At 65.8% G+C, this 19,636-nt stretch carries 20 protein-coding genes; 6 read left to right on the forward strand and 14 right to left on the reverse strand.

The genetic code is table 11. The annotated features are described in order from the left end of the window. Positions 1-490 precede the first annotated feature (490 nt). Complete coding sequence (locus OHQ90_RS33155; protein WP_328404274.1) at positions 491-1,324, forward strand: nucleotidyltransferase domain-containing protein; 834 nt, start codon at positions 491-493, stop codon at positions 1,322-1,324. Positions 1,325-1,818: 494 nt separating this feature from the next. Here OHQ90_RS33155 and OHQ90_RS33160 read toward each other — a convergent pair whose 3' ends face one another. Then, positions 1,819-2,313: a winged helix-turn-helix transcriptional regulator gene (locus tag OHQ90_RS33160; RefSeq protein ID WP_328404276.1), complete on the reverse strand. Its 495-nt coding sequence runs from the start codon at positions 2,311-2,313 to the stop codon at positions 1,819-1,821. A gap of 122 nt (positions 2,314-2,435) precedes the next feature. On the opposite strand from OHQ90_RS33160, the gene OHQ90_RS33165 reads away from it, so the two are divergent. Further along, the gene (locus OHQ90_RS33165; RefSeq protein WP_328404278.1) at positions 2,436-3,083 is read left to right on the forward strand and encodes a dihydrofolate reductase family protein; all 648 of its coding nucleotides are present in this window, start codon (positions 2,436-2,438) and stop codon (positions 3,081-3,083) included. A 74-nt stretch (positions 3,084-3,157) separates the two neighbouring features. Here OHQ90_RS33165 and OHQ90_RS33170 read toward each other — a convergent pair whose 3' ends face one another. The 12 genes from OHQ90_RS33170 to OHQ90_RS33225 form a co-directional block, all read right to left on the reverse strand. Next, positions 3,158-3,361 (reverse strand): cold-shock protein, encoded by a 204-nt coding sequence (locus OHQ90_RS33170; protein WP_040693519.1) that lies wholly within the window; start codon positions 3,359-3,361, stop codon positions 3,158-3,160. Positions 3,362-3,727: 366 nt separating this feature from the next. After that, positions 3,728-4,501 carry a TetR/AcrR family transcriptional regulator gene (locus OHQ90_RS33175; protein ID WP_328404280.1) on the reverse strand — a complete coding sequence of 258 codons (774 nt, stop codon included), beginning with the start codon at positions 4,499-4,501 and terminating at the stop codon, positions 3,728-3,730. A gap of 758 nt (positions 4,502-5,259) precedes the next feature. Next, entirely contained in the window at positions 5,260-5,664 is a 405-nt protein-coding gene (locus OHQ90_RS33180; protein ID WP_328404282.1) for a VOC family protein, read from the reverse strand. 104 nt (positions 5,665-5,768) lie between these two features. Next, entirely contained in the window at positions 5,769-7,652 is a 1,884-nt protein-coding gene (gene iolD, locus OHQ90_RS33185) for a 3D-(3,5/4)-trihydroxycyclohexane-1,2-dione acylhydrolase (decyclizing) (RefSeq protein ID WP_328404284.1), read from the reverse strand. Between the two features lie 249 nt (positions 7,653-7,901). Next, positions 7,902-8,789 (reverse strand): 5-deoxy-glucuronate isomerase, encoded by an 888-nt coding sequence (iolB, locus tag OHQ90_RS33190; RefSeq protein ID WP_328404286.1) that lies wholly within the window; start codon positions 8,787-8,789, stop codon positions 7,902-7,904. Between the two features lie 157 nt (positions 8,790-8,946). After that, positions 8,947-9,165 carry a hypothetical protein gene (locus OHQ90_RS33195; protein ID WP_328404288.1) on the reverse strand — a complete coding sequence of 73 codons (219 nt, stop codon included), beginning with the start codon at positions 9,163-9,165 and terminating at the stop codon, positions 8,947-8,949. After that, the gene (locus OHQ90_RS33200) at positions 9,162-10,055 is read right to left on the reverse strand and encodes a Cgl0159 family (beta/alpha)8-fold protein (RefSeq protein ID WP_328404290.1); all 894 of its coding nucleotides are present in this window, start codon (positions 10,053-10,055) and stop codon (positions 9,162-9,164) included. The genes OHQ90_RS33195 and OHQ90_RS33200 overlap by 4 nt, the downstream gene beginning before the upstream one ends. Continuing rightward, a complete protein-coding gene (gene iolC / locus OHQ90_RS33205; RefSeq protein WP_328404292.1) occupies positions 10,046-10,984 on the reverse strand; it encodes a 5-dehydro-2-deoxygluconokinase in 939 nt (312 codons plus the stop codon). The genes OHQ90_RS33200 and iolC overlap by 10 nt, the downstream gene beginning before the upstream one ends. 121 nt (positions 10,985-11,105) lie before the next feature. Beyond that, positions 11,106-11,891, reverse strand: a complete 786-nt coding sequence (locus OHQ90_RS33210) for an ATP-binding cassette domain-containing protein (protein ID WP_328404294.1) — start codon at positions 11,889-11,891, stop codon at positions 11,106-11,108. Then, a complete protein-coding gene (locus OHQ90_RS33215) occupies positions 11,888-12,940 on the reverse strand; it encodes an ABC transporter permease (protein ID WP_328404296.1) in 1,053 nt (350 codons plus the stop codon). Before OHQ90_RS33215 ends, OHQ90_RS33210 begins: the two co-directional genes overlap by 4 nt. A gap of 16 nt (positions 12,941-12,956) precedes the next feature. Next, positions 12,957-13,982, reverse strand: a complete 1,026-nt coding sequence (locus OHQ90_RS33220) for a sugar ABC transporter substrate-binding protein (RefSeq protein WP_328404298.1) — start codon at positions 13,980-13,982, stop codon at positions 12,957-12,959. A gap of 11 nt (positions 13,983-13,993) precedes the next feature. Next, positions 13,994-14,896, reverse strand: a complete 903-nt coding sequence (locus OHQ90_RS33225; RefSeq protein WP_328404300.1) for a TIM barrel protein — start codon at positions 14,894-14,896, stop codon at positions 13,994-13,996. Between the two features lie 267 nt (positions 14,897-15,163). On the opposite strand from OHQ90_RS33225, the gene OHQ90_RS33230 reads away from it, so the two are divergent. The 4 genes from OHQ90_RS33230 to OHQ90_RS33245 all read left to right on the forward strand — a co-directional run bounded on the left by OHQ90_RS33230 (position 15,164) and on the right by OHQ90_RS33245 (position 18,536). Next, complete coding sequence (locus OHQ90_RS33230) at positions 15,164-16,168, forward strand: LacI family DNA-binding transcriptional regulator (protein WP_328404302.1); 1,005 nt, start codon at positions 15,164-15,166, stop codon at positions 16,166-16,168. Between the two features lie 81 nt (positions 16,169-16,249). Further along, the gene (locus OHQ90_RS33235) at positions 16,250-17,269 is read left to right on the forward strand and encodes a Gfo/Idh/MocA family protein (protein WP_328404304.1); all 1,020 of its coding nucleotides are present in this window, start codon (positions 16,250-16,252) and stop codon (positions 17,267-17,269) included. Positions 17,270-17,373: 104 nt separating this feature from the next. After that, positions 17,374-17,880 (forward strand): hypothetical protein, encoded by a 507-nt coding sequence (locus OHQ90_RS33240; RefSeq protein ID WP_328404306.1) that lies wholly within the window; start codon positions 17,374-17,376, stop codon positions 17,878-17,880. Positions 17,881-17,951: 71 nt separating this feature from the next. Further along, entirely contained in the window at positions 17,952-18,536 is a 585-nt protein-coding gene (locus OHQ90_RS33245) for a short chain dehydrogenase (RefSeq protein ID WP_328404308.1), read from the forward strand. 102 nt (positions 18,537-18,638) lie between these two features. Here the strand turns inward: OHQ90_RS33245 and OHQ90_RS33250 are convergent, their stop codons facing one another. Continuing rightward, the gene (locus OHQ90_RS33250; RefSeq protein ID WP_328404310.1) at positions 18,639-19,532 is read right to left on the reverse strand and encodes a phosphotransferase enzyme family protein; all 894 of its coding nucleotides are present in this window, start codon (positions 19,530-19,532) and stop codon (positions 18,639-18,641) included. Positions 19,533-19,636 lie beyond the last annotated feature (104 nt).

Here is a 19,636-nt window from a genome sequence, read left to right on the forward strand (position 1 = left end):
TAACGGGGATCATTTCTTACCTCTCGTCGAACGAAATCCAGTCTGACTGGCTAACACAATGCACATCGGGGCTCCCTTAAATCCGGTTACGGAATTCTGCAATAATGTGACCCAGATTACATTTTGATCTCAATCGTGAGCTGGACAACCGTCCATAAGCATCCTGAGCAGCCCCTATGCCGACGCACCAGGTCAACGCCGGGTTTCCAATGCCCATATTTAGCCCGGCAAAGGATCTATGTTGCGAATACCTAAGGGGAACTTGGCAATTGCCTGAGAATGCCTCTGTTCACGTCCGATGGAAACTCGGACAAACACGCCGATTACACATGCGGCGACATGCAGCGTGAAATATCCAGCGCGAGTCGACAAGTCGGCAGCAGCACCGCCGAGCACCCGTCGCAACCGGCCGAGCACTCGGCAGGCGCTTCGAACCGGCCGGAGCGAAAATAGGCTGCACAGCGCAATCACCGGCACATAGCATCGGCGGATGTCTCTGCGCGCGATCCCCGACTCCATGGACCCGACGGTCGTCGGATCCATCGACGCCGAGCTCGATCGGGTCGAGCAGGAGAATCGGATCACGGTGCGGTTGGCGATCGAGAGCGGCAGCCGGGCATGGGGTTTCCCCTCCCCCGATTCGGACTACGACTGCCGGTTCGTCTACGTGGCGAACATCGACACCTATCTGTCGCCGTGGCGGACCAGGGACGTAATCGAGACTCCGCTGGCCGGTCTGCTGGATGTGAACGGCTGGGATCTGGCCAAGGCATTGCGACTGTTGGTCAAGGGCAATGCCGTGTTGATCGAGTGGTTGATGTCGCCGATCGTGTACCGCGGCGACGCCCGCTCCCGTGATGAGCTGCGCGCCTTGGCAACCGAGGTCGCCGATCGCAACCAGGTGGCCCGCCACTACCTGCACCTGGGCAGCAGGCAATGGTCGCTGTTCGACAAGCACCGGTCGTTGAAGAAGGTGTTCTATTCGCTCCGCCCGGCGATAGCGCTGCGCTGGTTACGCGAGCATCCCGACGCTGCCGTTGCGCCCATGCATCTGCCGACACTACTGGAGCAGTGCGATCTGCCCGCGGATCTCATCGCGACCGTCGCCGAGCTCACCGAACTCAAATCCCGCACCCGCGAAATGGGTAGCGGCACCGTTCCCGCGCCGATCGCCGACTTCATCGCCGCCGAATTCGACCGTGCCGCAGCGGCTTTCCCGAAGACTCAGGACCGCGACCTGGCGCGCGTACACGCGGCGACCGCGGACTTCTTCCGGAAGGAAGTCGTTGCGGTCACACCACCCGGGGTAGCGCCGGTCTCCTGAAGGTCGCAGATTCCGGTGCCATCCAGTTCGGCGAGTGTCAGCGGGACCGGTTGCGGTAGCGCGGACCGGGGCGGCTGTGGCATGGGATGCCGGGGGCGACTGGAGCTCCGCCGCCGGAGCAGGTCAGCGCGCCTCGGCTAGTTGTGCGCAGCGCACGCTGCGGTGTGTGTAGGTCGGAGCTGGTCCCGGAACTGGCCGGTCGCGTCAGGACGAACGAGAGACGTCGTGCCGCAGGATGGTTCGACCACCGCCGTCGCCGCACGGACTGTCGACGAACGTTCCTCAATGACGCGGGGTTTACAGGTTGCACGACCGGCGCCGAAATCGCGTCGACGACATCGGCGTCCAAGTCACGCCTGCAGCATCGGCGTCGAGTCACGTCGACGGCACCGGCATCCAAGTCACGCCTGCAGCATCGGCATCGAAGCCACGCCCGCAGCATCGGCGTCCAAGCCACGTCGCCAACATCCGCGTCCGAGTCGAGCAGTGCGGCACTACGATTCGGCGGTCGCCGCAGCGTAGGCCTGAGCGAGTCGTTCCGTCGCCCGCGGCCCGCTCGGATCGGGCCGCGGGATACCGAGATGTGATTCGCGCAGTTCGTCCATGAACTCGTTCCAGAGCTGCGGGCCACCCTCCTCGAGCAGTTCGGCGCGTACCCGGAGGCGTTTCGTCGTCGGCCGGTGCCGCAGCCCCCACGCACCGAGGTGGGCCATGATCGGCACCAGCTGGATGGCGGGTTCGGTCAGCCGGTACTCGGCTTTCTGGCCGGGGCGGGTGTCTTCGCGGCTGAGCAGTCCGGCCGCAACGAGGCGCTTGAGCCGGTCGGACAGGATGTTCGACGCGATGCCCTCCTCGGATCCGGCCAGCAACTCGCGGAAGTATCGCCGGTCGCCGAACATCACGTCGCGCAGCACCAGCAGCGTCCACCGGTCGCCGATCACCTCGATGGTCGCGTTGATCGGGCAACCCGAGCGTCCGTCGTCGCGCATGTTGCGCTCCCTTCTCATGCCGATAAAGAATCCCGACACCTCTGATTGCAATATACAACCAGTTGCGCTTACAGTACTCCACAAGCGATTGCAAAATGCAATCACCTGACGAAGGAGTCATCATGCCGAAGCTGCGCGTACACAACCTCGCGATATCTCTGGACGGATATGTCGCAGGACCGAACCAAGGTCACGACAACCCCCTCGGCGAAGGCGGCATGCGGCTGCACGATTGGGCGTTCGCCACGAAATACGGTCGCTCGATGGGCGGCGAGGACGCCGACGGCGACACCGGCATCGACAACGACTTCGTCGTGGCCGGCGACGTCGGAATCGGCGCAACCATCATGGGCCGCAACATGTTCGGACCAATCCGCGGACCATGGACAGACCACGAATGGACCGGCTGGTGGGGCGACAACCCGCCCTACCACCACGACACTTTCGTGATGACCCACCACCAGCGGCCTTCGGTCTCGATGGCGGGCGGCACCACGTTCCACTTCGTGAACGAGACCCCGGAAGAAGTGTTGCACCAGGCGTTCAAAGCCGCCGATGGCGCAGATGTGCGGTTGGCGGGCGGCGCATCGGCCGTCCGACAGTTCCTGCTCGCGGGCTTGGTGGACGAGTTGCACCTGGCCGTCGTCCCGATCCTGCTCGGCGCAGGCGAACGACTCTACAACGAGCTCGGGACACTGCCCGGATACGAATGCACGTCAATCGTGAGCTCCCCCAGCGTCACCCACGTCCAGTTCGCCAAAATCTCCTGAGCCGATCCGGCCCCGGATATGGCAAGAGGCCCGCACCCCCTGCCGGGTGCGAGCCTCTCAGAAGTCACGCTTGATCAGATAGCGCGGACGTCCTGGGCCTGCGGACCCTTCTGGCCCTGGCCGATCTCGAACTCCACGCGCTGGCCCTCTTCGAGGGACCGGAAACCCGAGCCGCTGACGGCCGAGTAATGCACGAAGACGTCAGGGCCGCCTCCGTCTTGGGCGATAAAGCCGAAGCCCTTTTCGCTGTTGAACCACTTCACACTGCCTTGAGCCATGTTCTTTACTTCTTACTTCCTGTAGGCGAGCCGGGCAGATCACTTTGATAAGCCCGATCTCGACGTCAACAATGCCATCATCCGACGAATTCCTCCACATCTGACACCTCCCACTGTGAGCAAACCGACGTTCCCTGGGCGCTGTGGTAGCGAATCCGAGTCCGATGCGCATGTCACGGAAACGGCTCTGACGGCGGGCGGAGGCAACAAACGGGCTAGTTCGAGACCGGTCCGAGATCGCAATGTTGCGGTCGCACAACGATTACCGCGTCGGACGTGGGCGCGCCGTGTGCGGCAGGCGCCGGCTCCGCGGCGCCACGAAAGTGTGCGTGCCGTGTGCGGCGAACCCATGAGATTCGCGGCGGATCACGATGCGCCGCCCTCCCCCTGCTCCGCGTCGAGAACGGCGGCGGCAACGCCGTCCAGTATGAGTTCGAGGCCGAAGGTGAAATCGTGATCTTCGCTTCCCTCGACGACGGGCGGCGGTTGGAAAATGGTGGATCCGAACAGCTGTGCGGCATCCGGGTATCGGTCGGGCTCGACAAGACGAGCCAGGTCACGGCCATAATTCTGTTCGACCTGCGCCTGGTCGAGACCGGCAGCTCGGCTGCCATGTTCGAGTTGGTACGCCAGCACAAAACCCTGCCGGACATAGCCGCTGACGACCATGATGACACCGACCTTGGCGGCCCAGTCCAACCTTGTGGCGCGTAACGCGCGCAGGCCGGCGTCCATCCAGTCGATCGCGTTGGGCCCACGCGGCGGGCCACTGATCGGCAACTGGGTCAACCAAGGGTGGCGGCGGAAGACTTCGAGCTGCGCGAGTGCCCAGCGCCGCAGATCCGCGCGCCATTCCCCTTGCGAGACGGCGAGTTCCGTCGCCGGGCCGAAGCCGAGGTCTGCCATCAAATCGTTCAGTTCGTCTTTGGAGCCGATGTGGCGGTACAGCGACATCGGCGTAACACCCAGTGCCGCAGCGATCTTCGGCAGTGTCGCGCCCTGGAGTCCGGCACGGTCGGCCAGTGCGACCGCCGTGCCGACAACTCGGTCCACATCCAGTTCAGCGGGCCGGCCGAGCCGCGGCCCGGTCGGCAGCCGCCACATGCGCACGAGCTGGTCGGGCAGCTTCTCGCCGGACATCGCCGCGAACCTCCATTTCCACTGGTCAAGGCATCGCCAAACTTTAACATGCGGCTTATAGTATAAGTCATATACTAACTACGGATCTGGTCCATCGACGATGCCGGCGGCCGATCCGGGACTCCTCGAAAGCGAGAGCACATGGACATCAACGCAATACGCCGCACTACCGGAATAGCCGGTCTCGTCGCGGCCGTTCTGACCCTGATCGAACTGCCGCTGTACTTCGTCTACGACGGTGCGCCGCCCGACTCGAATGTCTTGACCCGCAGCATGTTCGGGCTTACGGGGCTTACCCTGCTCGTCGCCTTCATGTCGGGTCTGGGTTACCTGCTGAAGCAGACCGACTACGCATGGGTCGGTTCCGTCGCCGCCACCGCGGGACTGATGTGGCTGACGGTCGCCTTCGTCTCGATGGGCCTGGAGGTCGGCGCTGTGATCGAAGCGCCGGAACCGATCGATCCGACCATCACGGTCAGCGGCACCTACATCTTGTACGGCACGATCTCCCGGCTGCTCGAGACGTTGTTCTTCGTGACCTTCGGCTTCGCGATACTGCGGACCACGCTGCTACCGCGCTGGGCCGGCTGGTCGGCCTTGGTACTTGCCCTGATCAACATCGCGTTCGTCCCGTCACTGTTCTTCGGGAACACACCGGCCGATTTCTATGCGGCGAACGGCTGGGGCACGACGGCCTCCGTCGGCGGCCTCACCATGCTGTGGATTCTGGCGGTCGGGTGCACACTGACGACAACACCTCAGCAGGCACCGGTAACCAGCTGGCCGGCAAACTCGGTCAGGGACAGCACATTTCCGTCCGGGTCGGCGAACCAGGCAACCTTGTCACCACTCGGCGAAGCCCACACCCCGGCGACGTCCTGAGGCATCCCCGGGTAGCGGAGGAACACCACCCCGTGTTCGGTCAGATCGGCGACGGCTCGGCCGATGTCGGGCACAACCCAGCCGAGCACCGTGAACGGTTGCGGAGCAAGCTCGTTCACCAGGGTGATACGGACCGTCGTGCCCGCGCCGCGCGCGACCACCGCATACAACGTCGCCTCCACGATCGTCAGACCGAGGACCTCCGCAAAGAACTTGCCGGACCGAGTCAGGTCCGACGACGGCACAAAAGCGACAACTTCGGCATCCGCGAGGGGGCCCATAGGCGGAGGCTACCCGCCCGAACCGACCCGAACGGATATTTTCGTCCGGTGTCACCGCCGATCGCCAGTTGCGGGCGCGCGACCGGCCCAGCCTGCACTACTGACTACAAATACCGCACCTGGCGCGCCTTCGATTCCTCGTACGCCGCTCGGCCGGAGAGGTGCTCCGGCACACCGACCTCCCACCAGGCGCCGGCTTCGGTCCATGCGGACGGCTGGGTGCGCACCACCAGCACGGCCGGGCGCGACTCGTCGCGGGCGGCGGTGCGGGCCTGGGCGTAGGCGTTGCGGACCTCGTCCACGTCGGTGGCCGTGAATACGGCGCAGCCCAGGGCGCGCGCGTGGGCGGCGAAGTCGACTCGTGGTGGTTCGGCGTGGTTGGTGCGGCAGTTGGCGTAGAAGTTGTTGAACGGTTCGCCGCCCTGGCCTTCCTGCAGCCGGGCGATCACCGCGTAGCCGTCGTTGTCGCAGACGATGGCGACCAGCGGGTGGCCGGCGAAGGCCGCCGAGAACAGCTCGGAGTTCAGCATGAGATAGGAACCATCGCCGAGCATGGTGGTGACCAGGCCGTCGTGTGCCATTGCCGCGCCCCACGCGCCCGCGATCTCGTATCCCATACAGGAGAAGCCGTATTCGACATCCATGGTCGGTGCGCCGCCGGTGGCGCGCCAGCCGCCGACGAGTTCGCCGGGCATGCCGCCGGACGCGGTCATGACGTAGTCGTCCGGCCCACTCAGCTCGTTGACGACGCCGACCACCTGGGCGTAGGTGGGCAGGCCGGTGGTCGGGGCGCGCAACGTGTCGATGTGGGCGTCCCATTCGGTGCGCACCGCGGCTGCTCGTGCCGTCCAGTCGGCATCGACTCGCCACTCGGCGTCGGTGTCACCTGAGCGTCGAATCTCGTTCTGCCCGAGCATATTCGGGTCGAGCTGCACAGCGAGATCCCGGAGCGCCGCGGCGGCATCACCCACGAGCGCGAGCGCGCCGTGTTTGACAGCGTCGAAGCGGGCCGCGTTGATCGTGATCAGAGTGGCGTCGGGGGCGAACACCGTCCAGGACGCCGTCGTGAAGTCCTGCAGCCGGGTGCCCACCGCGAGCACCAGGTCGGCCGCGCCGGCCATCGTGTTGGCCGAAGCCGAGCCGGTGACGCCGAGCGGTCCGGCATACAGGGGGTGCTGATGCGGGATCAAGGTGCGGCCCGCCGTCGTCTCGACGATCGGGATCCCGTGCCGCTCAGCGAGTTCCACCGCGTCTGCGGCCGCTCCGGAGTAGCGAACTCCGCCGCCGAGCACCAGCAGCGGCCGCGACGACGCCCGCAGCACCGCAGCGGCATCGGCCAGGGATCGCTGATCCGCGCGGGACCGGACCACGCGATGCACGACCGGTTCGAAGAACGACTCCGGAAAGTCGTAGATCTCGGCCTGGACGTCTTGCGGCAGCGCGAGTGTCACCGGCCCGGCATCAGCCGCGTCGGTGAGGACCCGCGCCACCTGGGGCAGCGTTGCGAGCAACTGCTCGGGCCGGGTGATTCGATCGAAATAGCGGCTCACGGCCCGAAAGGCGTCGTTCACCGTGAGCGTCCCGTCGCCGAAATGCTCCACCTGCTGCAGCACCGGATCCGGCGCGCGCGTGGTGAACGTGTCACCGGGAAGCAGCAGCAGCGGAAGCCGATTCGCATGCGCAACTCCGGCCGCCGTCACCATGTTCAGTGCGCCGGGTCCGATGGAGGAGGTCGCAACCCCGACCTGCCGCCGATGGGTCGCCTTGGCCAGTCCCACCGCCGCCAACGCCATCCCCTCCTCGGTGTGTCCGCGCCAGACCGGTATCTCGTCGCGGCGCTCATGCAGCGCGGTACCGAGGCCGAGCACGTTGCCGTGCCCGAATATCGCGAACACTGCTGGAAACAAGGGCACTTCATGCCCGTCGATGGTCTCCGACCGCTGGGCGATCAGCCACGCCACCAACGCTTGGGCCGCGGTCAGCTTCATGCGCTCCGTCCTTCGAGGTCGGCCGCCACGCAACGCGGGTAGCCGCGGCCATTGCCAGGGGTTTTATCAGAAGATCGCGTGACCTCATGGCTCCGCGATACTTGCGCCACAACTAGTTTCATGAGCGGAGTCCTTCGTGATCGGTGACCGTGCGGCGGGGTCGATGGGACGAGCCGCACACATGAATCGCCGACATTGCCTCGCACCTGTCCGCCGGAGGGCCGGTGAGCGCCCCGGCAATGGGCGGATTCATCGGCACCGGCCTTCGTGGTCGGTGACCGGACAGCGGGGGTCGGTCGGCTGTCCCGCCCAGCTGTCGCGCACCCAGGTGTGCGCCGGGTCGTCGCAGAAGGCCATCGAGCGCTCGGGGGCCGGCCCGGCCAGCACGTTGAGGTAGTACATCGGATAGCCGGGGGCGGCGATGCACGGTCCGTGGTAGCCGCGTGGCACGAGGAAGACGTCGCCATCGCGGACTACTACGTTCTCCTCCAGCGCGCCGTCGGCGGTGTAGGTCCGATGCATGCCGAAACCCTCGCCGGACGTGGTGATCCCGTCGCGCCCCGCGATGCGGAAGTAGTAGATCTCCTCATTGACCACTTCGCATTCGCTCGCCTCGTCGTGCTTGTGCGGCGGGTACGAGGACCAGTTGCCGTCCGGGGTGATCAGCTCGCATGCGTTGAGTTTGTCGGCGTGATCCCATATCCCGGGTACGCCGAAGCTCGTGACCTGCCGAGTCGCAGGCCCCGCACCACGCACCTCGACCGGAACCTGCTCCGCCGGACCATATCTCGGCGCCAACCGATTCCCGCACCGCGCCATCGGCAGCGCAACCTCGACGCCATCCACCGTCGACAGCTCGACCTCGGCATCACGTGGCACATAGGCGAAGTCGGTTACCCGCGTGAATACCGAATCTCGGCCGTTCAAGATGAATTCCAGACCGTCCACCCGCACCGTGCACGACCCCGCCAACGGCAGAACGAACGCCTCGTACTCCCCCGTGTGCACCGCACGCACCTCCCCCGCCCCCAACCGCAGGACCCGCAGCCCGGCGTAACTCCATCCCGCCGCTTCCACATTGAGCAACACCGGATCCACCCCGTCGCTCAACGTCCCGGCCCGCCGATGCAGATTCACCGCACCTCCCGCCCGGCCCACCACTGCCACCGAGCCCCGTTGCCGAGTGGCACATGATGGACAGCCCCACACGACCTTTGCCGCAGCCATGGAACGTCCCCCACTGAAATCGCCGGGCTCGAGTGACGCGGCGTTGGCGTTTCGCCCCCGGGCGTGATCATCGGACCTCCTTCAGGACCTGGACCGCTGTTTCTCCCGATGTCGTGACCTCGCCGCCCGGCGAAGGGTGGTGCGGCCACCTGACAACCCCGCACACTCGTACCCGGTGCACCACCTCGATGACCGAATCGTCGCCGAGCCGGCCGCCCCATTCGGACAGACTCATCACCAGGTCACCGCACGTACCGCGACCAAGGGCGACGAGTGAGGCATTCATCGCGCCTCTTTGAGGATCTGGGCGGCCGCATCCACTGCGGCTGCGACGTCACCGTCAGGCGGATAGAGCAGCGTGCGGCCGACAACAAGGCCGCGGACCACATCGTGGCCGAGTGCGCCACCCCACGAGGCGAGATCGGCGGCCGGGTCGCCCGACGGCGCACCACCGAGCACCACGACCGGCAGCGTCGTCGCATCCAGCACGGAGAAGTCCTGCGGCGCAGGGATTTTCAACCAGGTATAGGCGGAGGTGACGCCGAGGCCGGACGCTACCGTGATCGCTCTGGCCAGCGCGGGCGCATCCCTGCTCATCACCAGGGCGCCCGCGGCGTCGCGGTGGTAGGGCAACGGTTCGACCATCGCCATCAGACCGTGTCCGGCCAGCTCCGAAACAGCTTGTGCGCACGCGTGCAGCGTCGGGATGGTGCCCGCGTCCGAGTCGACGAGACGCAGCAGCATTTTGCCGCCGTCGAGGCGGAAGCGGACCAGTGCGTCGGCGTCGTATCCGGTGAAGCGGTCGTCGATCTCCCACTCCGCGCCTGCCAGACCACCGCGGTTCATCGAGCCGATGACGATCTTGTCGTCCAGCGCGTCGAGCAGCAGTAGTTCCTCGACCACGTCCGGGGAGCCGAGCACACCGTCCACCTCAGGGTGGGCCAGCGCGACGAGTAGTCGTTCCAGCAGCGTGCGACGGTCCGCCATCGCCGTCAGATCCGAGCCGACGCCGAGCGCGCCACGCGCCGGATGGTCGGCGGCGACGAGGAAGAGTGTTTCCTTCTCCGACAACAGACCTGGACGTCGATGCCGCTTGGCATAGGCCCGTTCGATCGCCGCCGGGTCGGTCGCGCGCACACGCAGTAGTTCCTGCCAGCGCTCATCGGTCAGATACACAGCACCTCCTCGATCTCGGCGTTCGTCGGCATCGCGTCGGCACACGCCAGTCGCGATGCCACCAACGCACCTGCGGCGTTGGCGTAGGTGGCGATCCGCTGCGGATCCCAGTCCGACAGCAGACCGTGGATCAAAGCGCCACCGAACCCATCGCCCGCGCCGAGCCCGCACATCACCTCGACCGGGCACGGCGGCACCGACCAGCGTCCGGATTCGGTCGCGACGAGCACACCCTCGGCGCCGCGCTTGATCACCGCAAGCCGCACACCACGGGCCAGCAGTCGGTCGGCTGCCTCGTCCGGATCGGCGGTGCCGACCGCCACCTCTACTTCGGTGCGGTTGCCCACCACCACATTCACGTGGTCGAGCATCCAGCTGATCTCGGTATGCGCGGTCGCCTCGTCCGGCCAGAACATCGGCCGATAGTCGAGGTCGAGCACCGTGTGCCCGCGGCGGGCACGGCGTTCGAGTATGGATCGCTGGGTGGAACGGGCCGGTTCCGCGCTCACGCCGGTGCCTGTAACCCACAGCAGCGCAACGCCATCCACCACATCCCAGGGCACCTCGTCCGGCTCGATGGTGAGATCCGGGGCGATGGGCGCGCGGTAGAACAACAGCGGTGGGTCGGCGGGCGGGTCGAGCTCGCAGAAGACCACGGGGGTCAACAGATTCGGCGCGGTCGTGACGTACTCGGCCGATACGCCGAAGCCCGTCAGCGCCGAGCGCACGAAACCGCCGAAGCCGTCCGGTCCGACCTTGGTCAGCACGGCGGTACGCCTGCCGAGTCGAGCGGCGGCGACCGCGACGTTGGTCGCGGTGCCGCCCAAGAACTTTGCGAAGGTCTCGACTTCAGCCAGTCCGACGCCACTCTGCTGTGGATACAGATCGACGCCGACTCGTCCGATGGTGAGTGCTTCCAGTCCGGTCACAACGCCACCGCCTGTCGTGCAGCAGCGGTCGGACGCACGATCCTGATCGGGCCGCTCGTGACATTTCTTGTCACCGCGCTCCTTCGCGCGCCGGGGACATCGACCGACATTCGGTTAGCCGTCACGGCGTCACCACACGCTCTAGCTCGTGCTGGAGCGCGTCCAGCTCCGCGCCGCCCGCCATTTGGCGGGTCAGCTCCGAGACGTCGATCTCCGATTTCTCATAGGAGCCGAGCATCGCACCCCGTTTGAGCAGCAGGAACCGGTCGCCGACCGGGTAGGCGTGGTGCGGATTATGAGTGATCAGGATGACTCCGAGCCCGCGATCACGTGCCTGCACAACGTATTTCAGCACCACACCGGCCTGCTTCACACCGAGGGCCGCGGTCGGCTCGTCGAGAATCAGCACCTTCGCCCCGTAGTGCACAGCACGGGCGATGGCGACGCACTGTCGTTGGCCCCCGGACAAGGTGCCGACCGGCTGCTCCATATCGCGGATTTCGATCCCCATGTCCGCCAACGCCTGTCGCGCAATCTCGCGTCCCTTGCGTCGATCGAGCAACCGCACCGGACCGTATCGGGCCGTCGGCTCCGAGCCGAGGACAAAGTTGCGCCAGACGCTCATCAGCGGGACGACGGCGAGGTCCTGATACACCGTCGCGATGCCACGGTCCAAAGCCTCTCGGGGCGAGGCGAATCGGGTGAGCTCACCCTCGACGCGGAGTTCGCCGCGGTCGTGCTGATGGACACCGGCCAGAATCTTGATGAGGGTCGATTTGCCCGCACCGTTGTCGCCGAGGATGCAGGTGACCTCTCCCGCGTTCACCACCGTGGTGACATCCCGCAGCGCGACGACGCCGCCGTAGCTCTTGCCGATATCGATCGCTTCGATCAGTGGAGTAGTCATCGGCGTACCCTCTCGGCTCGCTTCTGGAATCTATTGTTGACCAGCACAGCAGCCAGCAGCAGCACGCCGAGGAACAGCATGAACCAGTCGCTGTCCCAACGGGCGAACACAATGCCCTGGCGGGCCATACCGAAGATCAGCGCACCCAGTGCGGCGCCGATCGCCGAACCGAACCCACCGGTCAGCAGGCAGCCGCCGACCACGGCCGCGATGATGTAATGCAACTCCAACCCGACACCCTGATTGGCCTGCACACTGGCGAACCGCAGGATGCTGCAGGAGCCGACAACCCAGCCCGCGAACGCGGTGGTCATGAACAGCACGATCTTCGTTCGATCCGCGGGGACACCGACAGCGCGGGCGCTCGGCAGCGAGCCGCCCACCGCGAAGATCCAGTTTCCGAACTTGGTGCGCACCAAGACAACTGCGGCGATCGCCGTCAGCACGATCCACCAGACGACGGAGGCTTGCAGGTGGGTGTCACCGATATTCAAGGTTGATGCGAACACCCAGCCCGCCGAGTTGTAGCCGTCGGCACTGCGAATCCCCGACACCTGAACGGTTCCGGTGACCAGCCGGGTGACACCGAGGTTGAGACCTTGCAGCGCAAGGAAAGTGCCGAGGGTGACGATGAAGCTCGGCAGCCCGGTGCGCATCACCAGCCAGCCGTTGAACGCACCGACGGTCAGCGCGAACACCAGCGAAACCACCAGGGCCGCCCAGACATTCCACCCCGCGTTGACCGCGAGCAACGCGGTCACCAATGCGGTGGAGGCGGTCATCACGCCTGCCGACAGATCGAACTCGCCGCCGATCATCAGCAGCGCCACCGCGACGGCCATGATCCCGAGCGTGGAGGAATCGTCGAGCCAGGTCGCGATGCCGAGTGCGCTGAGGAACCGGTCGGTAATGATCGAGAAGAACGCGAATACCAGCAGCGCGCCCAGGAGCGCGCCGATCTCCGGTCGCACGATCAGTCGCTGGAACAGCGAGGGACCCTCCGGCGGCTCACTCACGGTGACGTCGGAAGTTTTTGTGGCAGTACTCATGTGATCCACTCCGATCTCACCGCGTGCCCTGCGCCACGAGCGCAGCGACGGCATCGACGTTGTTCTTGTCGACGAAGGCGGGGCCGGTCTGCACCGGTGCGCCACCACCGACGAGGTTCAGGTTCGTCCGGGACAGCTGCAGCAGCACCACCGGCAGATAGCCCTGTTCGAATTGCTGCTGATCCACCGCGAAGAGCAGCTTGCCCGCTCGAATCGCGTCGACCACATCGGTATTGAGATCGAACGTCGCGACCGTGGCGGCCGACTGCGATTCCCGCACCGCATCCACTGCACGCGCGGCGACCTGTGAATTCAGTGTCAGCACCGCGTCGATGGATCTGTCGGCCTCCAACGCGCCCTTGATGCGGGACTGTGCGTCGGTCGGATTGTTGATGTCCACCTGCAGCGTGGACCCGTTGCCGAATGCCTTGGTGGCGCCCTCGCAACGCTGATTGGCGCCGATATTGCCCGCCTCGTGGATCACGCAGAGCAGCTTCTTGCGGCCGGCATCGGCCAGCCGCTTGCCTGCGGACTGCCCGGCCAGCGACTCGCTCTGCCCGACATGACCGATTGCACCGAACTTGGCGCTCTCGCTCTCACCCGAGTTGATGGTCACCACCGGAATGCCCGCCGTGACTGCCTTTTCGATGGAGGGCCGCAGCGCTTCGGGATTCGCCATTGATACGACGAGGCCGTCCACCCCTTGTGCGACCGCGTTGTCGATGAGTTTCGCCTGCTGTCCCGGATCGCCCGCCGAGTTGTACTCGACGCGGACTCCGAGGTCCTTGCCCGCCGCCTCGGCCCCGTTCTTGACGACGTTCCAGAACGCATCGCCGGGGCTGCCGTGCGTAACCACTGCGACCGAGTTCAATGTGCCTGCGGCAATGGGCGATTGCGTCGAGGCGGGGGCGTCGGTGCCCGGTCCGCTGCAGGCCGCGAGGACGGCGGTCGCCGCAACCCACGGCAGGATGCGCCGCGACCCACGCCACCACGACATGACGCCGGGTGCGAGGCGGTGTGCTCGTAGAGACATCGTTGTCATCACTTTCCCCACTAGATTCGAGCCGATGTCAGTGCGGCGCCGATGCCCGCGAGGTGGCGCAGACTGCGGAGGGTATCCCGGCTCGGCAGCTGGGCACCGGCGTCCTGGCCGAGAGCGGTGTCCTGTTCGATGACGTACCAGCCCTGGTATCCGGCCTGGTGCACGCTGCGCACGAGAGCTTCGACGTCGACGTCGCCCGCACCGAGGGGGACATAGAGCCCGCGCCGGACCGCCTCGCTGTATTCGAGTGCGCCACTGCGTACTTCGTCCGCCAGCGCGCTGCGCACGTCCTTGAGATGAATGTGCCCGATCCGGTGGGGATTTCGCTGTGCAAGGCCGACCGGGTCGGTGCCGCCGATCAGCAGATGGCCCGTGTCGAGGCAGATGTCCAGCTCCGAGTCGGCGAGGAAGCGTTCGACCTCCGCCGCGGTCTCGACGTAGGTGCCCACGTGCGGATGCAGCGTGGTGCGCAGGCCGTGCTCAGCGGCGACATCGCGGATTGCGGCGGCGGTTTCGACGAGGGTGCGCCACTGTGCATCCGAGAGCGACGGCCGGGTGTCGTACCCGTCGAGTCCCGTCGCGGCCGCGAGGACGAGCACCTCCGCGCCCGTCGCGGCGAACAGTTCGGCGGTCTTCCGCGCGGTCTCGACGGCGCTGGGCACATCCTGATGCAGCGCGAGTGCGAGGAAACCGCCGACTGCGCTGATGCCGAACCCGTCCAGCAGCGAGCGCAATTCGACCGGATCCTGCGGTAGATAGCCGGGTGGACCGAGCTCCATCGCGGAGATCCCGAGGGTGACCATCTCGGTCAGGACGGTCCGTGCGTCGAGCACGTGTCCCCAACCGGGGACTTCACAGACTCCCCAGGAGATTGGCGCGGCTGCGATACGCAGCGGGTAGAGAGGTTCGGTCATCGGGACTTCTCCGACCTTCGGTGTCGATCGACGTGTAGCGCTCCGAACTATTGGAGCGCTCCAACTATGTAACGTGGGTCATAGTGTGTCAAGTACGGCATCGTTGGCCAGGATATCGCTGCGACCTGCAAATATGTTGCCAACCAGGACAAACCGGCAGCGCCGATGAAGTGAAGAATGTCCAATTAGAGCGCTCTATTGATTAGCGCGCGCCGACCTTGTAACGTCCGACACTGCACGGATCACCACACGCGGAACGGAGGCGACATGGCGCGACCGACCATGGAAGACGTCGCGGCGCGCGCCGGCGTCTCCCGGGCCCTGGTCTCCCTCGTCATGCGCGACTCCCCCAAGGTGAGCGAGCACCGCCGCCGCGCCGTGCTGGCGGCCGCCAAGGACCTCGGCTACCAGCCGCACATCATGGCGCGATCATTAGCGAGCCGAACGTCGAACATCATCGGCGTCATGGTTTCCGACCTGCGCAATCCCTTCTTCGCCGATGTCGTCGAAGGCATGGACACCGCGGCACAGGACGCCGGGTTCGAATTGATCCTCAACACCGGCCGTCGCAGCGCCGCCCGCGAACGCACCGCCTTGGAGGGCCTGCTGTCGTTCCGCCCCGGCGGCATCATCCTGCTGTCACCGGTGCTGCCCGCCGCCGCGATTCGCGATGCGGCACAGCAGGGGCCGGTCGTGCTGATCTCGCGCAGCTCCACCATCCCCGACGTCGACACCGTCAACGACGACGGCGAGGTCGGCGCTGCACTGGCCGTCGGCCACCTCGTCGCCCTCGGCCATCGCCGCATCGTCCACCTCGACGGCGGCGCCGCCTTCACCTCCGCTGCGCGTCGCCGCGGCTATCGCGACACCATGGCCCGCCACGGCCTGGAACCGATGATCATCCCCAGCGAGCACACCGACTCGGCGGGCATCGCCGCCGTCCAGAAGCTTTTGAACCTCTTCTCCCACCACAACTTCCCCACCGCACTGGTGTGCAGCAACGACTTCAACGCCGTCGGCGCGATGTCCGCGTTGGAAGAAGCGGGACTGCGCGTACCACACGACGTCTCCATCGTCGGCTACGACAACACCTCCCTGGCCGCGCTGCGCCACGTATCACTCACCACCATCGACCAGCCCCGCACCCAAATGGGCCGCTTGGCAATCGAAGCGCTCACCGAACGCCTCCGCGACGGCCGCACCGAGCCGGTCCGACGCCGCCTACAGCCCGCCCTTGTCACTCGCGCGACGACCGCAGCGCCCCGCAGCTGAACCAGGCCCCGCGGGCCACTTCGAATCCCCATGGGCTCGAATTTCCCACCACACGATGAGTTTTCACCAGGAGGAGCGACGATGACATCCGCAACACCCGTCACCTTGGGCCTGGCAGGCACCGGACGAATCGGCACCTCACACGCCGAAACCCTGAAACACCTCCCCGGCGTCGGCACTGTGATCGTCGCCGACGCCGACGCCGAACGAGCCCGCGCCGCGGCCGGAAAACTCGGCGTTCAGGCGGTGCCCGACCTCGACGCTCTGTTCGCCTCCGACCTCGACGGACTGATCATCGCGACAGCTACCGACTCCCACCCCGAACTCATCACCCGCGCCGTCGACCAAGGCATCCCTGTCTTCTGCGAAAAGCCGGTCGCCACCGACATCCAAGGCACCCTCGCCGTCATCGAACACATCGAAAACTCCACCGTCCCAGTGCAAATCGGCTTCCAACGCCGCTTCGACGCCGGCTACCGCGCTGCCCGCGCCGCCATCGCCTCCGGTGACCTCGGCTGGCTGCACACCCTCCGCGCCACCACCCTCGACCCCGCACCCCCACCCGCCGAATACATCCCCCGCTCCGGAGGGCTGTTCCGCGACTGCGGCGTTCACGATTTCGACATCATCCGCTGGGTGACCGGCCGCGAAGTGGAGGAGGTCTACGCCACCGGCACCAACCGAGGCGAACAATTCTTTGCCGATGCGGGCGACGTCGACACCGCCGCGGTAATCCTGCGCCTCGACGACGGCACCCTGGCAACCGTTTCCCTGGCCCGCTACAACGGCGCGGGCTACGACGTCCGCCTGGAAGCACTCGGCTCCCGAGGCAACGCGATCGTCGGTCTCGACGACCGAGCGCCACTGACCTCCGTCGAACCCGACTACGTTCCCTCGCCCTTACCTGCCTATCCGGGATTCATGGAGCGCTTCCGGCGCGCGTACACCGACGAGCTCGCGGCGTTCCTGTCCGTCGCGACCGGGGAGATCGATAGCCCCTGCACCGCGGCCGACGCCCTGGAGGCGTTCTATATCGCTGAGGCCTGCGAACTTTCGCGGCGGGAGCGCCGCCCGATCGCGGTAGCCGAGGTGCGCCACTGACCTCGTGTTGGTCGTCGAGCTACCGGCTACACACCTGCCCGTGGCCGGTAGCTCGCAAGAAAACCACATGAATCCGATCAGCCCGCACCATTACCCTCACCTGTATGAGGAGAACACCGCAAGAGAAGAAGCAGCTCAGTTACACCAAAGACCGCCGCAACGCCTACGGCGAAAACGACAAGTCCTCCCGCAAGAACATCCCCCGCTCCCGAGCGCAGGCCCACCGCGCCAACCGCCACTTCGACGCCCAGACCCTGAAGAAGTCGACCGGCCTGGTCGATGCCGTCTTCGCCGATCGAGCCGATCAACAAGTCCGCACCCACCGCCGTCGAACTTTCCGCAAGTCGCCGGACACGGCTCTCGGTGAGTACGTGAAATGGAAACTGGCCAAACGCAATACGCCAGCTCCGGGCCATCCGTCCACCAACGTCCGTAGGGCCGATCCTATCGAATCCGCCAGTACACCGTCCGGTGCTGACGACACTTCCGTTGCCCACGGCAACCAGGCGTTCAAACGGCACGATCCACGCGCGTCTCCCTCCCAAAGGTTGACCAGCCGGGCCATCTTCGATGACCTGGCTCCCGCAGGCCACCCGATCCACTCGGAATAGCCGGAGCCGAGCACTCGTTACCCACCCTGACGATTTGCCTGTTCGCGGTATGAGCTTCGAAGAAGGGTCGTATGAAGATCATCGTTGTCGGGGCCAGTGGGACAATCGGCTCGGCCGTTGCCGAAACGCTCGAGAAGAACCACGAGGTGGTGCGGGCCTCTCGACGTGGGCCGGTGCGTGTGGACATGGACGACAACGCCTCGATCGACGCACTCTTCGAGACCGTCCGGGACGTGGACGCTGTCGTGGTCACCGCGGCAAGCGGCAAGCTCACGCCCCTGAGCTCGGACGACGACTTCACCCGCGGGCTGCAGGGCAAACTGCTCGGCCAACTGCACCTCGTCCGCCGCGCAATCCAACAGCTGCGTGACGGCGGCTCGATCACGTTGACCAGCGGCGTATTCGAGCGTCCGATGGTCGGCGGCTCCTTCGGCGCTCTGGTCAATGCGGGCCTGGAGGCATTCGTAGAGCATGCCGCGATCGAAATGCCCCGCGGCCTGCGCCTGAACGCCGTCGGCCCTGGCTGGGTCGCGGAGACACTGGCGAACATGGGCCTCGATCCCGCTGACGGCACTCCTGCCAGCGTTGTCGCGCGGTCGTATGTCGAGGCGGTCGAGGGGAACGCGCAGGGGCAGACCTTCCGGCCGCACGCTTGATCGTCGCGGTAAGGCTGTCAGCGCCTACTACAACACGGTCTCTATCACGGCCAGTGTGGCTTTGGAATCAGCGTGCCGCAAGGAGTCGGTCCCGGTTTCGCTTCACAGCGCGTCCCAGCGCCATCGCGGCGGCACTTGCCCACGGAGACAAGCAATCCGGTGCTTTGCCTGCGCCGCCGCCGCTCGGCTGGCTTCGGAACGAGCGACGGCAAATCCGACCCACCGCAGTTCCTGGATATCACCCAACACCCGGAACCCAGTCCAGGCGGTGACGTCGTAGCCTCCATAAGCCTCGACGAACGATTGATATTCCTCGTCGGACACACGACTGAAATCCGTATAGTCCACAGCCAGTTGGATGAGGTCCCATTCGCGCCAACCGAGGGACACTTTGTCGAGGTCGAGGACAGTTGGGATCCCCGACGGCGGCACAACCACGTTGCCTTGCCAGGCATCACCGTGAATCACGGAGGGCGTAAGGATGTTCGGCAACCCGTCGTACTTGCCGCGGAGCCGCGCGTAGTGCTCGAGAAGCCATGCCCGATCATCCTCGTCGATCAATGGTGCAGTGACGATGCGTCGCTCGAGACCGGCGAAGGGATCGTAGGAGGGGATCACGAATTCGTTCGGAGGCGGCAACGCGTGGAGCGTCCGCAGGGTCGCGCCGAGCTCGCGAGGAGAAGACGGCCGGTGATCTGGGATCAAGCGCCACCATGTGACGGGGCGATCAGCGATGACGATCGGTTGCACGAGCGATGTTTCAGCCTCGACCGTTGGTATGCCGGAATCATTCAGCCACTGCGAGATTCGGAGTTCGCGCTCGGCGTGGTCGATGCTTCCTGGTTGTCCGATCCTGGCGACGACGTCGTCGGCCAGCCGGTAGATCGCATGCGAGCCGTCGCGAACCAATACAGCCTCGCGAAGCTCGACACCACTGACTTCCGCAGCCTTGGCCAGCACCTCATCGGTCGATGCGGTCGGCCCGGTCGAGCTCATTGCTCCGGCCTCCAGGCTGTGCTGCTGGCGATGGCGTTCCGCAGTTCGGTCATCTGTCGTCGTAGCCACGCTACCCTGCGAGAGTGCGACTAGCCCCGGAGCCG

The organism is Nocardia sp. NBC_00403, assembly GCF_036046055.1.
Taxonomy (GTDB): Bacteria; Actinomycetota; Actinomycetes; order Mycobacteriales; family Mycobacteriaceae; genus Nocardia.